The sequence below is a fragment of the Massilia sp. LjRoot122 genome, from assembly GCF_964252725.1.
Lineage (GTDB): Bacteria > Pseudomonadota > Gammaproteobacteria > Burkholderiales > Burkholderiaceae_D > Telluria.
On sequence record NZ_CAXUPB020000001.1, the window covers coordinates 2,523,598 to 2,541,733 of the forward strand.

The 18,136-nt window shown below is 66.6% G+C and carries 9 protein-coding genes and 1 pseudogene; 2 read left to right on the forward strand and 8 right to left on the reverse strand.

The annotated features are described in order from the left end of the window. Positions 1–29: 29 nt before the first annotated feature. Complete coding sequence (locus ACSQ25_RS11055) at positions 30–2,096, reverse strand: GDSL-type esterase/lipase family protein (RefSeq protein ID WP_436105740.1); 2,067 nt, start codon at positions 2,094–2,096, stop codon at positions 30–32. A 179-nt stretch (positions 2,097–2,275) separates the two neighbouring features. Here ACSQ25_RS11055 and pelA point away from each other — a divergent pair, with 179 nt between their 5' ends. Continuing rightward, positions 2,276–3,451: a pectate lyase gene (gene pelA / locus ACSQ25_RS11060; RefSeq protein WP_436105741.1), complete on the forward strand. Its 1,176-nt coding sequence runs from the start codon at positions 2,276–2,278 to the stop codon at positions 3,449–3,451. Here pelA and ACSQ25_RS11065 read toward each other — a convergent pair. The 5 genes and pseudogenes from ACSQ25_RS11065 to ACSQ25_RS11085 all read right to left on the reverse strand — a co-directional run bounded on the left by ACSQ25_RS11065 (position 3,445) and on the right by ACSQ25_RS11085 (position 10,612). Beyond that, complete coding sequence (locus ACSQ25_RS11065) at positions 3,445–3,705, reverse strand: hypothetical protein (protein WP_436108127.1); 261 nt, start codon at positions 3,703–3,705, stop codon at positions 3,445–3,447. The two genes, pelA and ACSQ25_RS11065, sit on opposite strands and share 7 nt — an antisense overlap. A 2-nt stretch (positions 3,706–3,707) precedes the next feature. Beyond that, positions 3,708–3,974 (reverse strand): annotated as a pseudogene (locus tag ACSQ25_RS11070) (alpha/beta hydrolase fold domain-containing protein); the annotation flags it as partial. Positions 3,975–4,104: 130 nt separating this feature from the next. Beyond that, a complete protein-coding gene (locus tag ACSQ25_RS11075; protein WP_436105742.1) occupies positions 4,105–6,567 on the reverse strand; it encodes a glycoside hydrolase family 95 protein in 2,463 nt (820 codons plus the stop codon). After that, complete coding sequence (locus ACSQ25_RS11080) at positions 6,564–9,563, reverse strand: glycosyl hydrolase family 95 catalytic domain-containing protein (protein WP_436105743.1); 3,000 nt, start codon at positions 9,561–9,563, stop codon at positions 6,564–6,566. The genes ACSQ25_RS11075 and ACSQ25_RS11080 overlap by 4 nt, the downstream gene beginning before the upstream one ends. Continuing rightward, on the reverse strand, positions 9,560–10,612 hold the full coding sequence (locus tag ACSQ25_RS11085) for a pectinesterase family protein (RefSeq protein ID WP_436105744.1): 1,053 nt from the start codon (positions 10,610–10,612) through the stop codon (positions 9,560–9,562). The genes ACSQ25_RS11080 and ACSQ25_RS11085 overlap by 4 nt, the downstream gene beginning before the upstream one ends. A gap of 379 nt (positions 10,613–10,991) precedes the next feature. Between ACSQ25_RS11085 and ACSQ25_RS11090 the strand changes: the two genes are divergently transcribed. Then, a complete protein-coding gene (locus ACSQ25_RS11090; RefSeq protein ID WP_436105745.1) occupies positions 10,992–14,732 on the forward strand; it encodes a TonB-dependent receptor in 3,741 nt (1,246 codons plus the stop codon). Between the two features lie 200 nt (positions 14,733–14,932). Here the strand turns inward: ACSQ25_RS11090 and ACSQ25_RS11095 are convergent, their stop codons facing one another. Both ACSQ25_RS11095 and ACSQ25_RS11100 read right to left on the reverse strand, forming a co-directional pair. After that, the gene (locus ACSQ25_RS11095; RefSeq protein WP_436105746.1) at positions 14,933–16,759 is read right to left on the reverse strand and encodes a glycoside hydrolase family 28 protein; all 1,827 of its coding nucleotides are present in this window, start codon (positions 16,757–16,759) and stop codon (positions 14,933–14,935) included. After that, positions 16,756–18,135, reverse strand: coding sequence for a glycoside hydrolase family 88/105 protein (locus tag ACSQ25_RS11100; RefSeq protein ID WP_436105747.1), 1,380 nt, complete (start codon positions 18,133–18,135; stop codon positions 16,756–16,758). Before ACSQ25_RS11100 ends, ACSQ25_RS11095 begins: the two co-directional genes overlap by 4 nt. Position 18,136: the final 1 nt, after the last annotated feature.

The window sequence follows — 18,136 nt, forward strand, 5'->3', positions numbered from 1 at the left end:
ACTCCTGGGCGAAGCAGCCGCTGTCCGGCCTACTGGTCGTTCTCGGCTTTCGGCGGCTGCGCCAGCACCCACATGAAGTACAGGGCCTTGGCCGCCTTGGCGCGGGTGACGGTGGCCTTCGGTTCCAGCAGGCGGCCATTCACCATGCGGCCGCGCGCGATGCCCGCCTCCGAACGCATCAAGCCGAGTTCGTAGGCTACCCTGAGCCGGGCGGCATAGGGGGCGGAGACGTCCCCGGTGTCGAGCAGCCGGTCCCAGCCGACCAGCGGATAATACATCGCGCCCTGGGCGCCGCTGTCGAGGTTGGGATCGTAGCCGGCCGCACCCGGCACCACCGTCTTGCCGTTGTAGTCGGTCATGAACTTCGGTTTGGCGCTGAATTTGGCGTGATAGGCGTCGAGCAGGATCGTGCCCATGAGCTCGCGCACCAAGGCTGCGTCTCGCGGACCGTTGGCATGGCGGGCCAGGGCGGTGGCCGGCAGCTTCATCACGCTGGCGAGAGCCGCGACGAATTCGCGCACCTGCATGGGCTGCTGCGGATTGAAGTTGCCCTCGGCATCCTTGCGCAAGGCGCCCAGCTGCAGCAGCTTTTCGATCTGGTCGCGGTAGTAGGCGCCGTCGCCGGCGGCGATGTCGCGCGCGATCTCGGGATGGATCGCCGACCAGTCGCGGGCGGCGATCGCGGCCCGCACCTCGCTCCTGAGCGTCGCCGCGATGCCGGCCGCGACGCGGTCGCCCTGTTGCGCGAGCTGCGCCAGTTCGCTGGCGACGATCCGTGCGTACTGCTTCGACAGCGATTCGCGGAAGTGGGTGCCGTCGATCTTGTTGGCAGGGTGGCCGTTGGCATAGCTGCCGTCATTGGTCTTGCCGGGTGTTTCGCCGGCCTCGATCGCCATTACCATCGCCGTGATGGCGGGGACGCCGGCCTGGTTGTAGAACTCGACGCTGCGCGCGTTCAGGTCGACCACCGTGACCCCGTGTGCCGCGCCCAGCTTTTTCATCAGATCGGGAAAGTGCCGCTTCTTGAACGAGTTCACATAGGCTTCGCCCGGGCGGAGATTGCCGTTCACGCGTGACATCGGCGTGACGAAGACCGGGACCATGCCGCGCGCCCGGATCGCCGGCAGGTAGAACTCGGTGATGAAGCTTTCGTACATCGCTTCGGTCGAACCGCGCCCGTAGCGACGCGTCTCGTCTTCGCTTTCGTCGTTGTGGCCGAACTGGATCATGACGACGTCGCCGACGTGGCCGGCCAGCAGGAGGTCGTTCAGCCTGCCTTCGGCATAGGCGTTGCGGAAGGACCGTCCGCCCATGGCGTAGTTCAGCACCCGCACTTTTTGCGCGTCGAACAGCTTGTCGAACACCTGGCCCCAGCCGCTCATCGGGGCTTCGTCGAAGGTGTAGGTTTTGACGGTGGAATCGCCGAGCGTGTAAATCGCCGGCAGCACGCCGGCCGGCCTGGCCTGGGGAGCGATCGGCGTGATGCTGATTTCCTCGAACCCGACCGGGGTGTTCGGCCGCTTCGGCTCGATCTCGATGTCGAGGAAGTCGCGCCCGTTGACATAGCGGTAAGACCATTCCTGGCCCTGCGAGGACACGGTGGTCTTGTTCGGCAGCAGCCCGGCGGCGTCCCAGAACCCGCCCGGCGCGAGGCGGCTGGTCTGCATGCCGGTGACCGACACGATACTGTCGTCGACGCTCGAGGTGGTCCTGACCCGGATCGCATAGGCGCCCGGCGCGGCCTTGATGCGGAAGGCCATGCCGAAGTGGTTGTAGTGGTCCTTCTCAAAGTTCTTCTCGGCCTCGAAGACCGGTTCGGCGATCACAAAACCGTTGCCGTCACTGCGGATGCCGGCCGTATGTACCGGACGCGGGGGAAGGGCGCCGGTACGCTCCACGAAACCATGGCCGGTGGCGGCATCGAACATGGGGGCGCCGCCCCCTTCGCTCCACTTGACCTGGATGGCGCCGTGGGAAGGCTGGCTCGTGAAGTTGAAGCGCAGTGCTTGCGGCGCTGCGAGCGCCGGCAGGCAAAGCAGGAGGCCCGCAAAAGCGAGTGAAAGGCGCGTAGCGGGGCGCTGAAAAATCGGGAGCATGCTGTGCTTGAACATAAGGAGAAATGTGTGGCGCGTCGATCCAGCGAGTGTACAGGGGGCACGCCGGGTGGGCATAGCGAGAATCGCCATCCAGGTTTACGAAATTGATCAAGGCCGAGGAATGGCTTTACGCGCTCGCTCCCTTCCGTTTAGGATCGCCCGCAAACCAGGAGAAATGTATGTTGAAGAAAACGTCAATGGCGGCCGTGATCGCGGCTTTGGTATGTGGCGCTGCACAGGCTGGGGACGCAGCGGCCCCGCCGGCGCGCGACGCGCGCGCGGCCACCGCGGCGCCGATGCTCTCCCAGGCGGGTAATCCGGCGCAGGCGGAACTGAAGGCCTATAAGCGCTGGCTCAGCCAGCACGCCGACGGCGCCGCCGCGTTGGCCGCCGACAGGACCCTGGCCGACAATATCGTGTCATGGCAGATGCCGCATGGCGGCTTCTACAAGCTGCCGGCCAAGTACGCGGCGAAATGGGATGGCAGCGCGCCGCGCTCGGGCTGGCTCGGCAACGGCGTCGAGCTCGGCACCATCGACAACGACGCGACCGTGTCGGAGATCCTGGTGCTGGCCGACGTGTATGGACGCACCAACAATTCCGTGTACCGCGACAGCGCCCGCAGGGCGATGGATTTTCTGCTGACCATGCAGTACCCCTCGGGCGGCTTCCCCCAGGTGTATCCGTCACGCGGACCCGGGAGCTATTCGAACCACGTCACCTTCAACGACAATGCGATGGTGCGCGTGCTCCTGTTGCTGGACGCGGCGGCACGCCGGGAGGCACCGCTGGGCGGCGACCTGTTCAGCGCCGCGCAGCATGCGCGCTTCAAGCCGGCGCTGGAGCGGGCGGTCGATTTCATCCTGAAGGCGCAGATCGTCCAGGACGGCATCAAGACGGTTTGGTGCGCCCAGCACGATGCGCTGAGCTACGCACCGGTCACGGGCAGGTCCTTCGAATTGCCCTCCAAGAGCGGCGCGGAATCGGCCCTGATCACGGAGTTCCTGATGACCCGTCCGCAAACCCCGGAAGTCGCCGCGGCCGTCAAGGCGGCCCTGGCCTGGTACCGGCGCGCCAGCGTGCAGGTGAAGGACACCGCATTCGAGCCGAGACAGACGCGCGCTGCGAATGGCTCGCCCTTCGTGCACAGCCCGGGCACCACGACCTGGTACCGCTTCTACGATCTCGCGACCGATAACGGGTTCTTCAGCGGGCGCCTGCCGACCGACAATCCGCCCGGCGTCGGCAAGCAGTACGACATCATGAAAGTCGGTCCCGAAAGCCGCTACACCTACCAGTGGGGCGGAAGTTACGGCACGCCCTTGCTGGCCTATGCGGAGAAGGTCGGCTATTGAGCCTGCCGGAGGCGCAGGTATTCGTCGAGGAAGCCGACCACCGCATCGACGGTGGGCTGCAGCCAGGGGTCGAATAGCCAGAAGCTGTGCGGTGTATCCGGCAAGAGTACAACCCGTCCCACGGCCCCACGCTCTGCCATTCGGGCCAGCGTCTCGTCGCGTCCGGCCTGGAAGCGCACCTGGGCACTGCCGATGAAGAGAATAGGGGGCATGCCGCGGCGGACATAGTTGATTGGTGAGGCTTCATGCCACACCCTCGGCTCTTCCTCATAGCGTCCGCCCAACCAGGCTCCCTGTCGCGCTGCAACGACTCTTCGGTGGTGAAGTCGGCGGTCCCGTCCACATTGATGATTGCCTGTACGGCGCTGGACACGGAAGCGCTCCTCGCATGCTCGTCCAATGGATGCAGGTTTGCGGTCAGGCCGGCGAGGCCGGCGATCTGCGCACCGGCCGATCCGCCCGCCAGCGCGATCCGTTGCGGATCGATGCCGTAGCGCGCCGCGTGTCCGCGCACCCATCGCACGGCCCCGGGTAGGTGCGCTCGGCGTCATAAGTGTTGCCAGGATCGGCCGCGGGCTCCACGCACTCGCCAGCCTCGACGGCAAACGGGGCCGCGAGGGCCAGCACCAGCACCAGCCGGCCTGGCCGGCAGCTCATGCCGTGGCGGCCGTCAGGCGCCCAATGTCGGCGAACTTCCCGTGGCGGTCCAGCGTGACGGCGACCAGCTTGTCGCGGTAGCGAAGGCGCACGCTGGCGCCGGGCTTGCCGCTGATCCGCAGGGATGTCAGCCGCCCCGCGTGCCAGGCCAGGTCCACCAGCAAGGCGCCGCGCGCCCGAATGCCCTTGACGCTGCCGCTCGTCCACGCGGAAGGCAGTGCCGGCAGCAGCAGCACCTCGCCGCCCCAGGACTGCAGCAGCATTTCCATGATGCCCGCGGCGCCGCCGAAATTGCCGTCGATCTGGAAGGGCGGATGGGCATCGAACATGTTGGGATAGGTGCGCATCGGCCCCGTCAAACCCTTCAGCACCGAATAGGCACGCTCGCCTTCGCCCATGCGCGCCCACAGGCACACGCGCCAGGCGGTCCCCCAGCCGGTGGCGAAGTCGCCACGCTGGGTGAGCGAGGTGCGCGCCGCGCGCGCCAGGGCCGGGGTGTCGCGGACGTTGACCTGGCTGCTCGGGTAGATCGCATACAGGTGGGACACATGACGATGGTGGGGATCGCGCGCACCGGCGTCCCAGTCTTCCAGCCATTCCTGCAACTGCCCTTGTGCGCCGACGCGATCCGGCGCGAGCCGCGCCTGCGCATCGGCGATCTGCGTGAGCAGTGCCGCGTCCCGTTGCAGCAGCCGGCCCGCAGTCAGGGTATGGGCGAACAGGTCACGCACGATCTGGCGGTCCATGGCGGGCCCGGCAGCCAGCGAGGACCCGAAGGCATGGTTGTTTTCCGGCGACAGCGAGGGCGAGGTGATCAGGCCGCGTCCCTGGGGATCATCGACCAGGGTGTCGAGGAAGAACAGCGCGGCGCCGCGCATCACCGGGTACAGGCGGCGCAGCACGTCCTGGTCGCGGCTGTAGTCGTAATGGTCCCACACCGTGTTGCACAGCCAGGCGCCGCCGCAAGGCCACAGGCCGAACTTGGCGCCGTCGATGGGTGCCGCGGCGCGCCACAGGTCGGTATTGTGGTGGGTGACCCAGCCGCGCGCGCCATACATCGTGCGCGCGGTCCGCGCCCCGGTCTGGGACAGATCCTCGACCATGCGCAGGAGTGGTTCGACACACTCGCCCAGGCCGGCCGGATCCGCGGGCCAGTAGTTCATCTGGGTGTTGATATTGATCGTGTACTTGCCGCCCCACGGCGGATTGGTGCTCTCGTTCCAGATGCCCTGCAGGTTGGCCGGCTGGCTGCCGCGCCGCGAAGACGAGATCAGCAAGTAGCGAGCGTACTGCAGGTAGAGCGCGTCGAGCGACGGGTCGGACTGCTTGCCGACAGCGGCGATGCGCAGGTCGGTCGGCTGCGCGGCGGCGGCGCTGCTGCCCAGGTCGATCTTCAGGCGCGAAAACAGGCGCTGGTGCTCGCGCACGTGATCGCGCTTGAGGGCAGCGTAGGATTTGGCCGCGGCACGCGCCATCTGCGCGCGCACGATCGCGACCGGATCGCCGCTGACGTCGCGGTAGTTGACGTAGCTGGTTGCCGCGCCGATCAGCAGTGTCGCTTCGCTCGCGCCCTGCAGGCTGAGGCGGCCGTCCGAGTAGGAAAGGCGGCCATCGCTGATCAGCTGGACGCGCAATGCGAAGCGCAGGCCCGCTGCGACGCCGTGCATGGCTTCGTTGCGGCCCGTGATCAGGACCGCATTGCTCCCGTCGGCGGCGATGTTGGCGTCGGCAGGCAGGGCGCCGGCTTCTTCGCGCTGCATCCAGTCGACAGGCGGGGCGCCGGCCAGGTCGGTAGCGAGGCCGGGGTCGCTCGGCGCCACGTACTTGACCTTGCGCGGTGCACGCCATTCGATCTGGATGCCCAGCTTGCCGGCGGGGCCCTTCAGGCGCAGGACGATCACCTGGTCCGGGGCCGAGACGAAGCCCTCGCGAAGGTAGGCGCCCTGCGCCGTGCGGTAGCGGGTCTGCGCCACCGCGCTGGCCAGGTCGAGCGAGCGTTCGTACTCGCTCGGGGCTTCCGCGTCCGTCATCGTCAACAGCAGGTCGCCCAGGGTACCGTAGGACATCTGGCGGACCGGCTTGGCCATCATGCTGGCATTGGCTAGCTCGGTCGCCTCGACGTACTTGCCTTGCGCAAGCAGCTCGCGTGCCTTGGGCAGGGCTGCCAGCGCGTCAGGGTTGTCGGGAGTGTAGGGCGACCCGGCCCACAGCGTGTCTTCATTCAGCTGCAGGCGTTCCTGCGCCACCCGGCCGAACACCATGGCGCCCAGGCGGCCGTTTCCGAGCGGCAGGGCTTCTTCCCAGCGCGCCGCGCTCTGGCGGTACCACAGCAGGTCGGCATGCCGGACCGGGTCGTGGCCGGGGGCGGCGAGTGCGGGCATTGCCGGCAGCGCCGCCATGCCGCCCATCCCCAGCATCAGGCTGCGGCGCTTGCGGTTCAGGAAGGGGGATCGGCTCATGGGAGTCTCCAGCTTTCTTGTTGTGTGTTCCAGGTGGCAGCCTGGCCGGCGGCCAGGGTAATGCTCCGGCTCGTCCCGGCATAACGCAGCGTCAGCGGCTCGCCGCGCAGCGAGCGTACACGCGCGGACACCAGCTTGCCGTCCTTCCAGGCGATATCGACCTCGAAACCGCCGCGTGCGCGCAGGCCCTTGACGCTGCCGTTCGGCCAGCCCTTCGGCAGGGCGGGCAGGAGTTCGACGAAGCCGCGGTGGGATTGCAGCAGCATTTCGGCGAAGGCGGCGGTGCCGGCCAGGTTGCCGTCGATCTGGAATGGCGGCGGGTGGGCATCGAACATGTTCGGGAAGGTGCCGCCATTGCCGTTCTTCGGTGTGCCGATCAGCGTGGCCAGCATGCCGTGTGCACGCTCGCCATCGCCGGTGCGCGCCCACAGGTTGGCTTTCCATGCCAGCGACCAGCCGGTGCCGCCCGTCCCGCGCGTCAGCAGTGAATGCCTGGCCGCGGCGTAGATGGCCGGGTCGGTGTCGGGCGTGATCTGCGCGCTCGGATAGAGGCCGTGCAGGTGCGAATTGTGCTTGTGGCGGTCGTGCTCTCCGTCGATGTCCGCCAGCCATTCCTGCAGCTGGCCATGGCGGCCAACCTGGAATGGGGCCAGGCGCGCGCGCGTGGCCAGCAGGCTTGCCCGGAATCCGGCGTCGACCCCGAGGATTTCACTGGCGCGGGCAGTCTGGGCGAACAGGTCGCGCAGGATCGACATGTCCATCGTCGGGCCGGCGACCAGGCCGCCGTGCTCCGGCGACATCGACGGCGCAGTGACCAGCCAGCCGCGCTGCGGTTCCGCCACCAGCGTGTCGATGAAGAACTCGGATGCGCCCTTGAGGATCGGGTAGATCTCGGCCAGGAAGGCGCGGTCGCCCGAGAACAGGTAATGCTCCCACAGGTGCGAGGTCAGCCAGGCGCCGCCCGTTGGCCACATCCCGACGGCCGCGTCGATCGGTGCGGTGGCGCGCCAGATGTCCGTGTTGTGATGGGTAACCCAGCCGCGCGCCTTGTACATGACCGACGCCGTGCGCCGTCCGGTGACGGAGATGTCGCGGATCAGCTGGAACAGCGGTTCGGCGCACTCTGCAAGGTTGGTGGTCTCGGCGGGCCAGTAGTTTTCCTGGGTGTTGATGTTGATGGTGTACTTGCCGCCCCAGGCCGCGGTCAAGGCGTCGTTCCAGATCCCCTGCAGGTTGGCCGGCTGGGTTCCTGGCCGGGATGATGAGATGAGCAGGTAGCGTCCGAACTGGAAGTACATGGCCGCCAGCGCGGTGTCGCTGCCGTCGAAATCGCGGATGCGCTGGTCGGTCGGCAGGCTGGCCTGGGCGGTGCTGCCCAGGTCGAGCGCCACACGCTTGAACAGCGCCTGGTAATCGGCCACATGGCGCCGGCGCAGCTCAGGATAGGGCCGGGCCGCAGCGTGGTCGAGGTCACGCCGCGCGCGCGCATCGGCGTCGCCGCTCACGTCCCGGTAGTTGACGAAGTTCGTCCCGGCGCTCACCAGCAGGGTCACCGAGTCGGCCTTGTCCACCACCAGCAGGGGGCCACGCATCGCGTCCGTCTCATGGCGCAGCTTGCCGCCATCGCTCTGCACCGACAGCAGTGACTTGAAGCGGATCTCGCCAGGCTTGCCGTTGAACGGGCTGCCGCTGCCCGCCAGCGCCAGCTTGCCGTCCTCCATCCGCACGACGGCGTCGGTGAACGGCGTCGCCAGCGAGGCTTCGAAGGAGATCCGGCCCGGACGGTCGGCAGTCAGTCGCACCACCACCGCCTGATCGGGAGCGCTGGCGAACACTTCGCGGGTATACGTGACGCCATCGCGGCGGTACACCGTGGTGGCGATCGCCGTCTCCAGGTCGAGCGAGCGGCGATAGCCGGTGACCGGGCCGCGTGCGCCGGGGAAGTCCAGCATGACACTGCCAAGGGTCTGGTAGTTGCTCATCCTGAGTGGCGTGCCCATGGCGGACTTGAGCGTCAGCGCTTCCGCTTCCTTCTGGCGGCCGGCGAACAGGTGCTGCTGGATCTCCTTCATGGCAGCGGGCGCGTCGGGGTTGGCGGGATCGTAGGGGCCGCCCGACCAGATGGTGTCTTCGTTGAGCTGTATGCGTTCCTGGTCGACGCCACCGAACACGGTGCCGCCCAGCCGGCCGTTCCCGAACGGAAGCGATTCGAGCCATTCGCGCGCCGGGCGCGGATACCACAGGGTCAAGTCATTGGCCGGTTTAGCGGCGGAGGGGTGAATGGCACTCGGCACTGCCAGGGCCGTACGCCCCAGCGCGGATGGAATGCGCTCTCCGCTTCCGGGCCCGAGGCGCCAGGCGTCGACCGCATCCGGCGCCGGGGCAGCGGCATCCGGCAGGCGCGCGACTTCCCCGGCTGTCAATGCGCGCGGATGCACCGCCAGGTAGCTGATGGTGCCGGCGAAGCGGGACTGGCCCGACAGGCCCGCGCCCACGCGCAAGGGCGTATAGGCGCCCACCATGTCGATCTTGCGCTTGGGGTCGACGGGAAGGCTGGCGTCCAGCCGGCCATTCAGGTACAGGGCAAGCACTTTTTCGCGGGCGTCGAAGGCGGCCACGAGGTGGGTGGGCCGGTCGATGGGCAGCGCCGTGCTGGTTTCGAGGCTGCGCGCGCCGTTGGCGATCACGCGCACCCGGCCGGCCGTGCCCATCTCCAGCCGGAGGCCGTAGGCCGTACCGGGCGTCAGCTTGTCGACGATGACAGCGCCTTCCGCTGCCTGTGCGGACGGCCGCAGCCACAGTTCGATACTCTGGTTGTCGCTGCCGCTGCGCTGGCCGAGGTCGACCTCGAGAACCGGGGTCCGCGCGTCGAAGACGCGGCCGTCGACCGGCGCGGCGGCGACGTGATGGGATGCCAGAGACAGGATGAGCGGCAGCAGCAGGCGCATGAGTGAGGTGGACATCGGTGCAGGTGAATGGTGCTTGTCGTCGCTCATTGCGGATGCCAGCCGTCGGTTCCGCCCAGGATTCCTGCGGCGGTCAGCTGTGCGGCGTCGCCTGCGCTCAACTGCCGTGACCAGGCAACCCGCGCGGCCGGGTTGGCGCCCGGTCCGCGGCTGCCGTATTCCGCATACCGTGCGGTTTGTTCGTTGGCCGGCTTGCCCCAATTGTGCCAGCCGGCCGGTTGGATGTGCGCGCCCATCTCGGTGTTGATGAACACCACGCTGCCATGCGGCCGCCATGGCCGCCCCAACCAGGCCAATGGCGGGCGGGTCACGGCCTTCGCCGGGATCTTGCCGGTGGGGTCGATCCAGGGTGCCGGATCGCCGGTCAGGCGGCTGTCGATGAACACGAAGCCGTAGGGTCGGTCGGGGGGCGTGCTCGCGGCGGTCACGTAGCCACCGTTCTTGCTCCTGATTTCGCAGCGTTCGAATACCGCTGTCGCGCTGCCGTAGATGAAATCGACGCGGCCTTCGATATACGTGTCCCTGAAATAGTGGCGGCCGTTGTTGAGCATGACCGTGTCCTGCCAGCCGAGCAGGCGGCTGTTGGTGACCACGGCGCGGTCACCATCGATGCGCAGGGCCAGGGCCTGGCCGTGGTCGCCGGAGCTGTTCTGGAAGGTCAGCTTGTCGGCCTTGAAGTCGTCGGCCAGTACCACCAGCGCGGTTCCCTTATGGCGCGGGTGGGTGCCTGGCGGCTGCTCTTCATTGGTGTTGACGTGCCAGGTCAGGATGGTGGTCTCGGCATGCTCGCCCCGCAGCGTGACCTTGTGCTTTTCCCTGGCCAGGATCTTCTGGCCGTCGTAGATGCCGGGCTTGATATGGATGATGGTGCGCTCGGCGCTGTTGTCCGGCACCGCTGCGAAGGCTTCCTGCACGGTACGCACGTCGCCACTGCCGTCCGCGGACACGACGATGATGCGTTCGGCGGCTGCCGGCTGCGAGAGCAGCAGGGCGAGCGCGCCGAGCGATGCAAACAGTCTCTTCCGGAGAGTGGATGAACAAGGCTGGTGATGGCTGGTGAAGCCGTCCGGGGTAGGCATAGGTCTCCTGTCGTTTGCGGGCGCTCGGTTCGGCGCACTCTACAAGGATTCTGCCCGCAGTGGACGCGGGGCTGCAATTGCGAAACTCGCCAAGTGGGCGTGCGATTTTGGCGGCGCGTCGTGCCTGCTAGGGCTTTACGAAAAAACGATGTCGCATTGATTATTTTCGAAATTGCGGATGGATGGCATAACGACGCACAATCGCTTCGAGGCTGACCCGCTATCTCGATTCATTCCATATGCCAGCTGCGGGAGAACGGATGGACTTGCCGATGCAGGCGGTCCGTGCAAGCCGCTTCACGAACGCCACGATCGCGCGCCCCTTTGGGTATCGCCCATTCGATCGGCGGGAAAAATTATAAACGTTTGGAGACAGTCAATGACAGATATCACGGCAGGGCCGCTGCGGCCGAATCGTTTGAGCTATGCGGTCGCGCTTGCGCTGGCGTCGCTGGTAGCGAGCAACCTGGCGATCGCGCAGGAGCGGCCTGCGGAGGGGAAGGAAACCGCCGCTTCCGAGGACGCCAAGGTACAGACGGTCAAGATCGTAGCGACCCGCGCATCCCAGCAATCCGGCATCGACCGCAAGAAGAACGCGGCCACGGCGATGGATTCCATCGTGGCCGAGGACGTCGGCTCGCTGCCCGACCGAAATATCGGAGAAGCGATCTCGCGCATGTCGGGCGTCGCGCTCGATCGTGGCGACTACGGCGAGGGTGTCAGCGTGGCGGTGCGCGGCAATTCGGCCGACCTGACCCGGGTGGAACTGGACGGGCAGGGCGTGCAGTCGGCCGGCGGCGCCGACATGGGCGCGACCAGCGGCGCCAGCGGCCGTGCCGTGGAGTTCCGCCAGCTGTCGGCGGATCTGATCAAGAGCGTTGACGTGGTCAAGGGTTCGACCGCCGACATGACCGAGGGCTCGCTCGGTGGCGGGATCGTGATCAAGACCCGCAGCGGCCTGGATTTCGCCAAGCCCTATGCATCGGTGCGGGTCGGCGCGTCGCAAGGTTCGCTCAACAAGAAATGGAAGCCCGACACCAACGTCGTCCTGGCCAACAAGTTCCTTGATGGACGCCTCGGGCTGCTCCTGAACGCATCGAGCACCACGGTCCAAAACGAAGCGCATTCGGTGCAGACAGCCTTCTCGGCGCTGCAGGGTTACTACCGCACGGCCGATTTCGACCACTCGCCGCAGAAGACCTTCACGTTCATGCCAAGTACGCTGAACATGGCGGATTCCAGCGTGAATATGCCCATGCTGCAGACGCCCCTGAGCGCCGGCGGCACCTTCAATTTTGCTTCACCGCTGGAAGTACTGACCCGCTCGGCCGCAGCGCAGACCAAGGCTGACTGCTACGCGGCCTTCCCGGCCCTCACCGCCGCCCAGGTCAGTGCGATGGCCTCGTCGGGCCGCGCCAACGCCTACACCCAGCGCGGCAACGAGCTGGTCACCTGCCTGAACCAGTGGAACGACTACACGCCATCCGGCCCGCGCTATTTCGTCAAGCGCGAGCTGGACGAGCGCCAGAACCTGGACTTGCGCGCCGACTTCAAGGTCAACCGGGAATTGACGGTCTTCGCCAAGGGCAGCTACAACCGCCGCAAGATCGACATGGATCAGTTGACCTATGCGCTGGGTAACATCCAGACCAATCCGAGCATCGTCATCAGCCCGAACTACGTGGGCCGCGCCTTCGTGGACGACAATACGCGCGGCGTGCGTGAAGCGGTGCCAGGGTCGGGCTACTACACCTATGACACCCCGACCGTACGCAACAGCGCCTATCCGTATCCAGGCATGGCGATTAACATCGATCCGGCCTCGGTGGTCACCGATGCCAACCATCACCTGACGAAATACACCATCAGCGATGGCGCCGCCACCACCGACCAGCTGCGCGACAAGGGCCAGGTCAATGCGAAGTACCTGCAGCTGGGCGGCACCTACAAGCGCGACGGACTCACCGCCGACTTCTTCCTGGCGGACGCCCGTTCCGACTTCCGCCGCGCCCAGAAGCGCATCAGTTTCACCAACTTCTACGGCCCGGCCACGATGGAAGTGCTGCCGAACGGCCTGTGGGGCTACTCGTTCGGGCCGTCGAGCCAGTTCGACCAGTCCGATGCGTCGCAGTATGCGCGCCTGTACCCGGCCGCCTCCAACAGCAGCGCGGTAGCGCTCGGCCCCTTCAATACCCGTGCCGTACCGGCCTATACGATCGCCCAGCAGCCGCTGCTCACGCCCAGCTCGCCGCGCACCGAAGCGTTCTGGAACCCCCAGATCCGCGAGACCTTCGAGAGTACCGCCAAGCTCGACCTCAGCTATGCGCTGCCGGACTCGGTACCCTTCTTCTCCCGCATCAAATCCGGCTTCAACCTGCGCAAGAACGGCCTGGATAACTGGAACCCCGGCGACGGCAACAGCGCCGGCATCGTCCGCCAGGCGGCCGTGGGAACCTTCGGCCAGCCGGGCTACCAGCCACCGATCGTCATCCCGACCGCGATCGCCCGCACGATCGTACAGGGTTGCCAGAATACGCCGGGCTCCCTGGGGCCGGGCGGCAAGGCCTGCGATTATGGCTATGCGACCAATCCTGACCCGCGTCTGGCCAACAACGGCACGCTCTTGCTGACGCCTCAGCAGTGGCAAGACCTGGTGGCGGCCGGACTGAACGGCCAGGCCACCTCGACCCGCTTCTTCAATGGGGCGAAGGGACGCCCGGATGGCTTGCTGAACAACTGGACCGAGCTGGATGTCGAGAAGCTGTTCTCGCTGATCAATGCGCCCAATACCAACTACGATTGCGTGAAAGAGTGCGTCGGCAACGATGGCGTGGTCTACGAGCAGCCCCGCCAGCAATTGCGGGAGCGTTCCGATGCCTTCTACCTGATGGGGGATTTCTCCATCGACCGCTTCCCGTTCACCAACCGGGCCCTGCCTTTTGGCCTGGAAATCGACGGCAATATCGGCGTGCGCTACGTGCGCACCAAGGTCAGCGGCAGCGGGATGATGACGCTCGTCTCGATCGCCAAGACTGCCGACTTCGATCCGCTCAATCCGAACGCGGTCGGCGGCACGGTGACCAATACCTATGTGCGCAATACGGAGGTCAATGCCAAGGCGGACGATATCCTGCCGAGCCTGAATCTGGCCGCCTGGCTGATGCCGGACCAACTGGTGCTGCGCTACAGCGGCGCCAAGACGGTGGCGCGCCCGCCGGCGGCCAACCTGCTGCCCTCGGGTACCTGTACCTATGACGAGCGCACCGCCGACGGCGACCAGCCCGGGACGCAGCGTTGCTCGGGTACCCTGGGCAATCCGGCGCTCCAGGCGCAGAAGAACTTCAACCAGAACGTCAGCGTCGAGTACTACCCGAACCGGGACACCATGCTGACCGTCGCCGTGTTCCGTCAACAGGGCAAGATCGGCCCCGGGATCAGCCAGGGTGTCAACAGCATTCCCCTGTTCGCGGGCTCGAGCCTGATCGATCCGGCGACCGGCGTCGACGTGGGAGCGCTGCCCTTCGACTATTCGATGTGGGTGAATGGCGCAGCCACCACCCGCAAGGGCCTGGAGCTTGGCGCCAAGACCGCGTTCACCTTCCTGCCGTGGCGCCTGCGATTCACCGGCCTGGACGCCAATGCGACGAAGCTGCGCTCGCTGACCACGACGCAAAACGCAGTGGATCTGCTCACCGGCGTACCGCTTCCACCCCAGCGCGAGTCGAAGTATTCGTACAACTACGCCTTGTGGTATGACGACGGGCGCCTGACGGCGCGGGTGGCGGTGCAGGCAGTGGCCTCGTTCTTCAACTGCATCGCGGGCTGCACCCAGCAGGGAGCGATCCAGAACTACCCGGCGGTGGGTGTGCAGCTGACCCGCTTCCCCTACAATCCCGGCTCGCCGAACTTCCGCGACACTACCCGCTTCATCGATGCGAAGATCGCATACAAGCTGAGGCCGAACGTGGAGATCTTCGTCGAGGGCCGCAACCTGGGCAATGCCACCACGACCAACAGCCAGGCCGGCTATACGCCGTTCACTGCCGGCACGCCCAACATCCTGGACTATGCCTATTCGGGACGGCGCCTGATGGTGGGTCTGAACTTCCGGACGATGTAAGGGCGGCAGCGTCCTGATAAGGGACGAGAAGCCGGTCGTCGGGCCCATTGGGCTGATGACCGGCTTCTTCTCGTTTACGGCGCAGTATGGCGTGGACGCGCCGCGGCGAATGAGGTTGCAGGACTCGAAGGGATTTTGTTACGAGGTCCCGTGCCTATTCAGTCTGCTTGGAACCGACTGGATGGCACGGGATCTTAAGATCAGGCGTTGATGTCGGTGTCGACCGTCTTGCCTGCAATTGTGACGTTACGCAGCCTGAGGCCTTTGACGTTGTAGGCGTACCAGGGCTTCTCGAGACTGCGCGGCGTGCCGAAGTCACAGTCGCTGATGCTGATATTGGTGATCGGCAGAACCGGTTTGCCCTCGCTGCCGTTGTAGCTGTGCGCCACCGGGCCCATTACCACGAAGGCCTGGTAGCACGAGAACGCGCCGTCCGCTGTCGCGACGTCCGACACCTTGATGCGCGAGATGTGCACGTCCGAGACCTGGGGCGGACGCTCGCGGATCGCATCGAAAGCGGCCGCGTAGTCGCAATCGAAGGTAATCACTGCGCCGCCGCCGGTGGACGCGAGTTGCGCCGGGACTGGGCTGCCCGGCATCGGCTTGTAGAAGCCCGGCTTGAGCTTCACCCCGTTCGGGAGGTTCAGGTCGCGCACGTAGAAGTGGCGCAGATAGCCTCCGCGCGCCATATTGGTCTTCAGGCGCACGGCCGTGCCCAGCGGGTCGGTCTTGTAGTGCATGTTGCGCACTTCCAGCTTTTCCGCATACACGTGCTCGATACCGCCGCCCATTTCGCTGCCCAGCGTAATGGCGCCGTGGCCGGAGTTCATGATGCTGTTCTGGAGCACCACGTTACGGGTGGGGCCGTACTGAGTGTCGTTGGCCTTGCCGGCCTTGATGGCGATGCAATCGTCGCCGGTATTGAACTGGCAGCCGTCCATCAGCACGGTGTCGCAGGACTCGGGGTCGAATCCGTCCGAGTTCGGGCCCATGCTGTCCATGGCGACCCGCGCGAAGTGGACCTTGCGGCAGTCGACCGGATGGTGGATCCAGAATGGCGTGGCGACCACCTGGTAGCCCTGCATCAGTACATCCGTGCAGCCGATGAATTCGATCATGCAGGGACGCAGATAATGGCCCTTGCCGAACACGCGCTTCTCGGGCGGCACGCGCGCCTCGGACAGCGCAACCAGGAATTTCTCGTCGCTGCGCCAGTTGGCAGCGCCCTCGATGCGCGCCAGCTCCGCGGCGCCCAGGCCGGGCGCCAGCGCCGCCAGCGATTCCGGGTTGCGCGGATTGGTGACGCCTTGGCGCGCATGGGCGTTGACCGCGGTCTTGCCGCTCCATGCCCACCAGTGTTCGCCGCTGCCGTCCTCGAAAGTCACGCCGCCTTGGCCGTTCAGGATGCTGGTCCAGTCTTCGCCCGTGATCGCGATGTTGCGCTGGTTGCGCGCATAGACCATGGGCGTGTAGTTCAGGCAGTCGTTGCCCTGCCAGCGCGACAGGGACAGCCTGCCGTTGGCGCCGCAGTCGTACTCGCCGTGCTTCGCATAGTCGGCCGGATTGGCGCTGAAGTGCACTTGCGCGCCCTTGGCCAGGTGGACGTGCACGTTCGACAGCAGTACGATCGGGCCCTTGCAATACCAGTGTCCGGCCGGGATCAGCACACGTCCGCCACCGGCCTTGCTGGCCGCGGCGATCGCCGCCCGGATGGCGGGATAGGCGTCCGGCGCGCCGGGCGCGGGGCTCTGTACTTCGGTTTTCACGCCCTGGTCACTGTCCAGGTAGGCCTGCACGGTGGCCATCCTGCAGGGCCTGGCGCCGTGGGCAGTGATGGGGAAGTCGCGCTTCGGAAACGACAGGGGGCTGGCGAACTTCGCGCGGATCTGGTCGGCGCGGGCCCATGGATCCGGGGCGGCGGCGGAGAAGGCCGACGGTGCCGCCGCCAGCAGGGCCGAGGCGGCGCCGGCGCCCTTGAGCAGCGAACGGCGTTGCGGGTTCGAGGGAAGGGTCGGCTCGCGCTTCATGGTGTCCTGGGTCGGTAGTGGTAGGTCCTCACCTTGTCGGTGATGACGAGCTTCGGGTTGTTCAGCAGCTTGATCATCTCGGCGCCGGCCAGCAGCACCGGGCCATAGCCCGCCATGGCGTTCACGCTCACGGGGCGGTTGTAGTAGTAGACGTGGTCGCCCGCCAGGGTGGTGGCCACCACGCCGTCCTCGATGCCGCCCTGCGGGTTGATGCGCGAGGACACGCCGGCCCATCCGGCCTGGGCGATGCTGCCGTAGGTGGTTGGGCTGATCCAGCCCTGGTTGATGGCGTGCGCGATGGCATACACGAACATGGCGCTGCCGGAGGTCTCCAGGAAGGAGTCGTGGCGGTCCAGCATCTGGTGCCACAGGCCCGCGCCCGACTGCTGCCGGGCGATGCCGCGCAGCGCGCGCCGGTGCTGCGCCAGCAGCTTCGCATGGCCGGGGTGGTTCTTCGGCAGCACGTCCAGCAGGTCGGAGACGGCCAGCAGCGCCCAGCCGTTGGCGCGGCCCCAGTAGAACTGCGGCCCATCGAGGTCGTGCAGGTGGACGCCGTGCGCGTACAGGCCCAGCTCTTTGTTGAACAGGTAGCCGGACATCTGCAGGGCATTCCTGACGGCGTCGTCGAAGTAGCGCCGCTCGCCGGTCATGCGGCCCAGTTCCGCCAGCGCGGGAATGCTCATGTACATGTCGTCGGCCCACACCGACCAGGCTTGCGGGCGGTTGCGCGCCAGGGTGCCGTCCTTGAGGCGCACCTGCTGCTTGTGCACCCAGTCGCCGCTGACGGCGATCTGCTGCGACATGTCGGGGCCGATGCCGGCCAGGCGCGCGCGGATCATGGCGGCGGTCATGGAACCGGCGTCGTCCAGCGCATGCGGCTTGATGAAGCGGATGAAACTGTTGGCGCGGCCCAGCTTGAACTGCTCTTCCTGGGCGCGGAAGTAGGGCGTGCGTTCCTTGAAGAAGGCCAGGTGGCGCTCGGTGAGGGCGGTCCAGCCGGCGTCGCCGGTGATGGCGCGCATGTTCATCAGGCCGGCATGCACCACGCCCATCTCGTAGTTCATGATGCCGAAGTCATTCGGCGAGGGCTCCACGACGGCGCCGGCGACCGGCGTGCCGAACTCCGTGACCGGCTGGCCGGTGGTCTTGTCGACGATGTGGCTGGGCGTGGCGCGGTCGATGAAGCCGCGCACGCGCTCGAGCTGCGCGGTGATCTCGGAGACCACTGGCAGCTTGTAGGGCACCGGATAGGTCCCTTCGAGCGGATCGGACAGGTTCTTGTTGTCCGGGTTCCGGTAAGGTCCCGCAGCCTGCGTGTTCGCCACCCCGCCGGCCGCGAACAGCGCGGCCAGCAGGAGCGCTATGCTCTTGTTCATC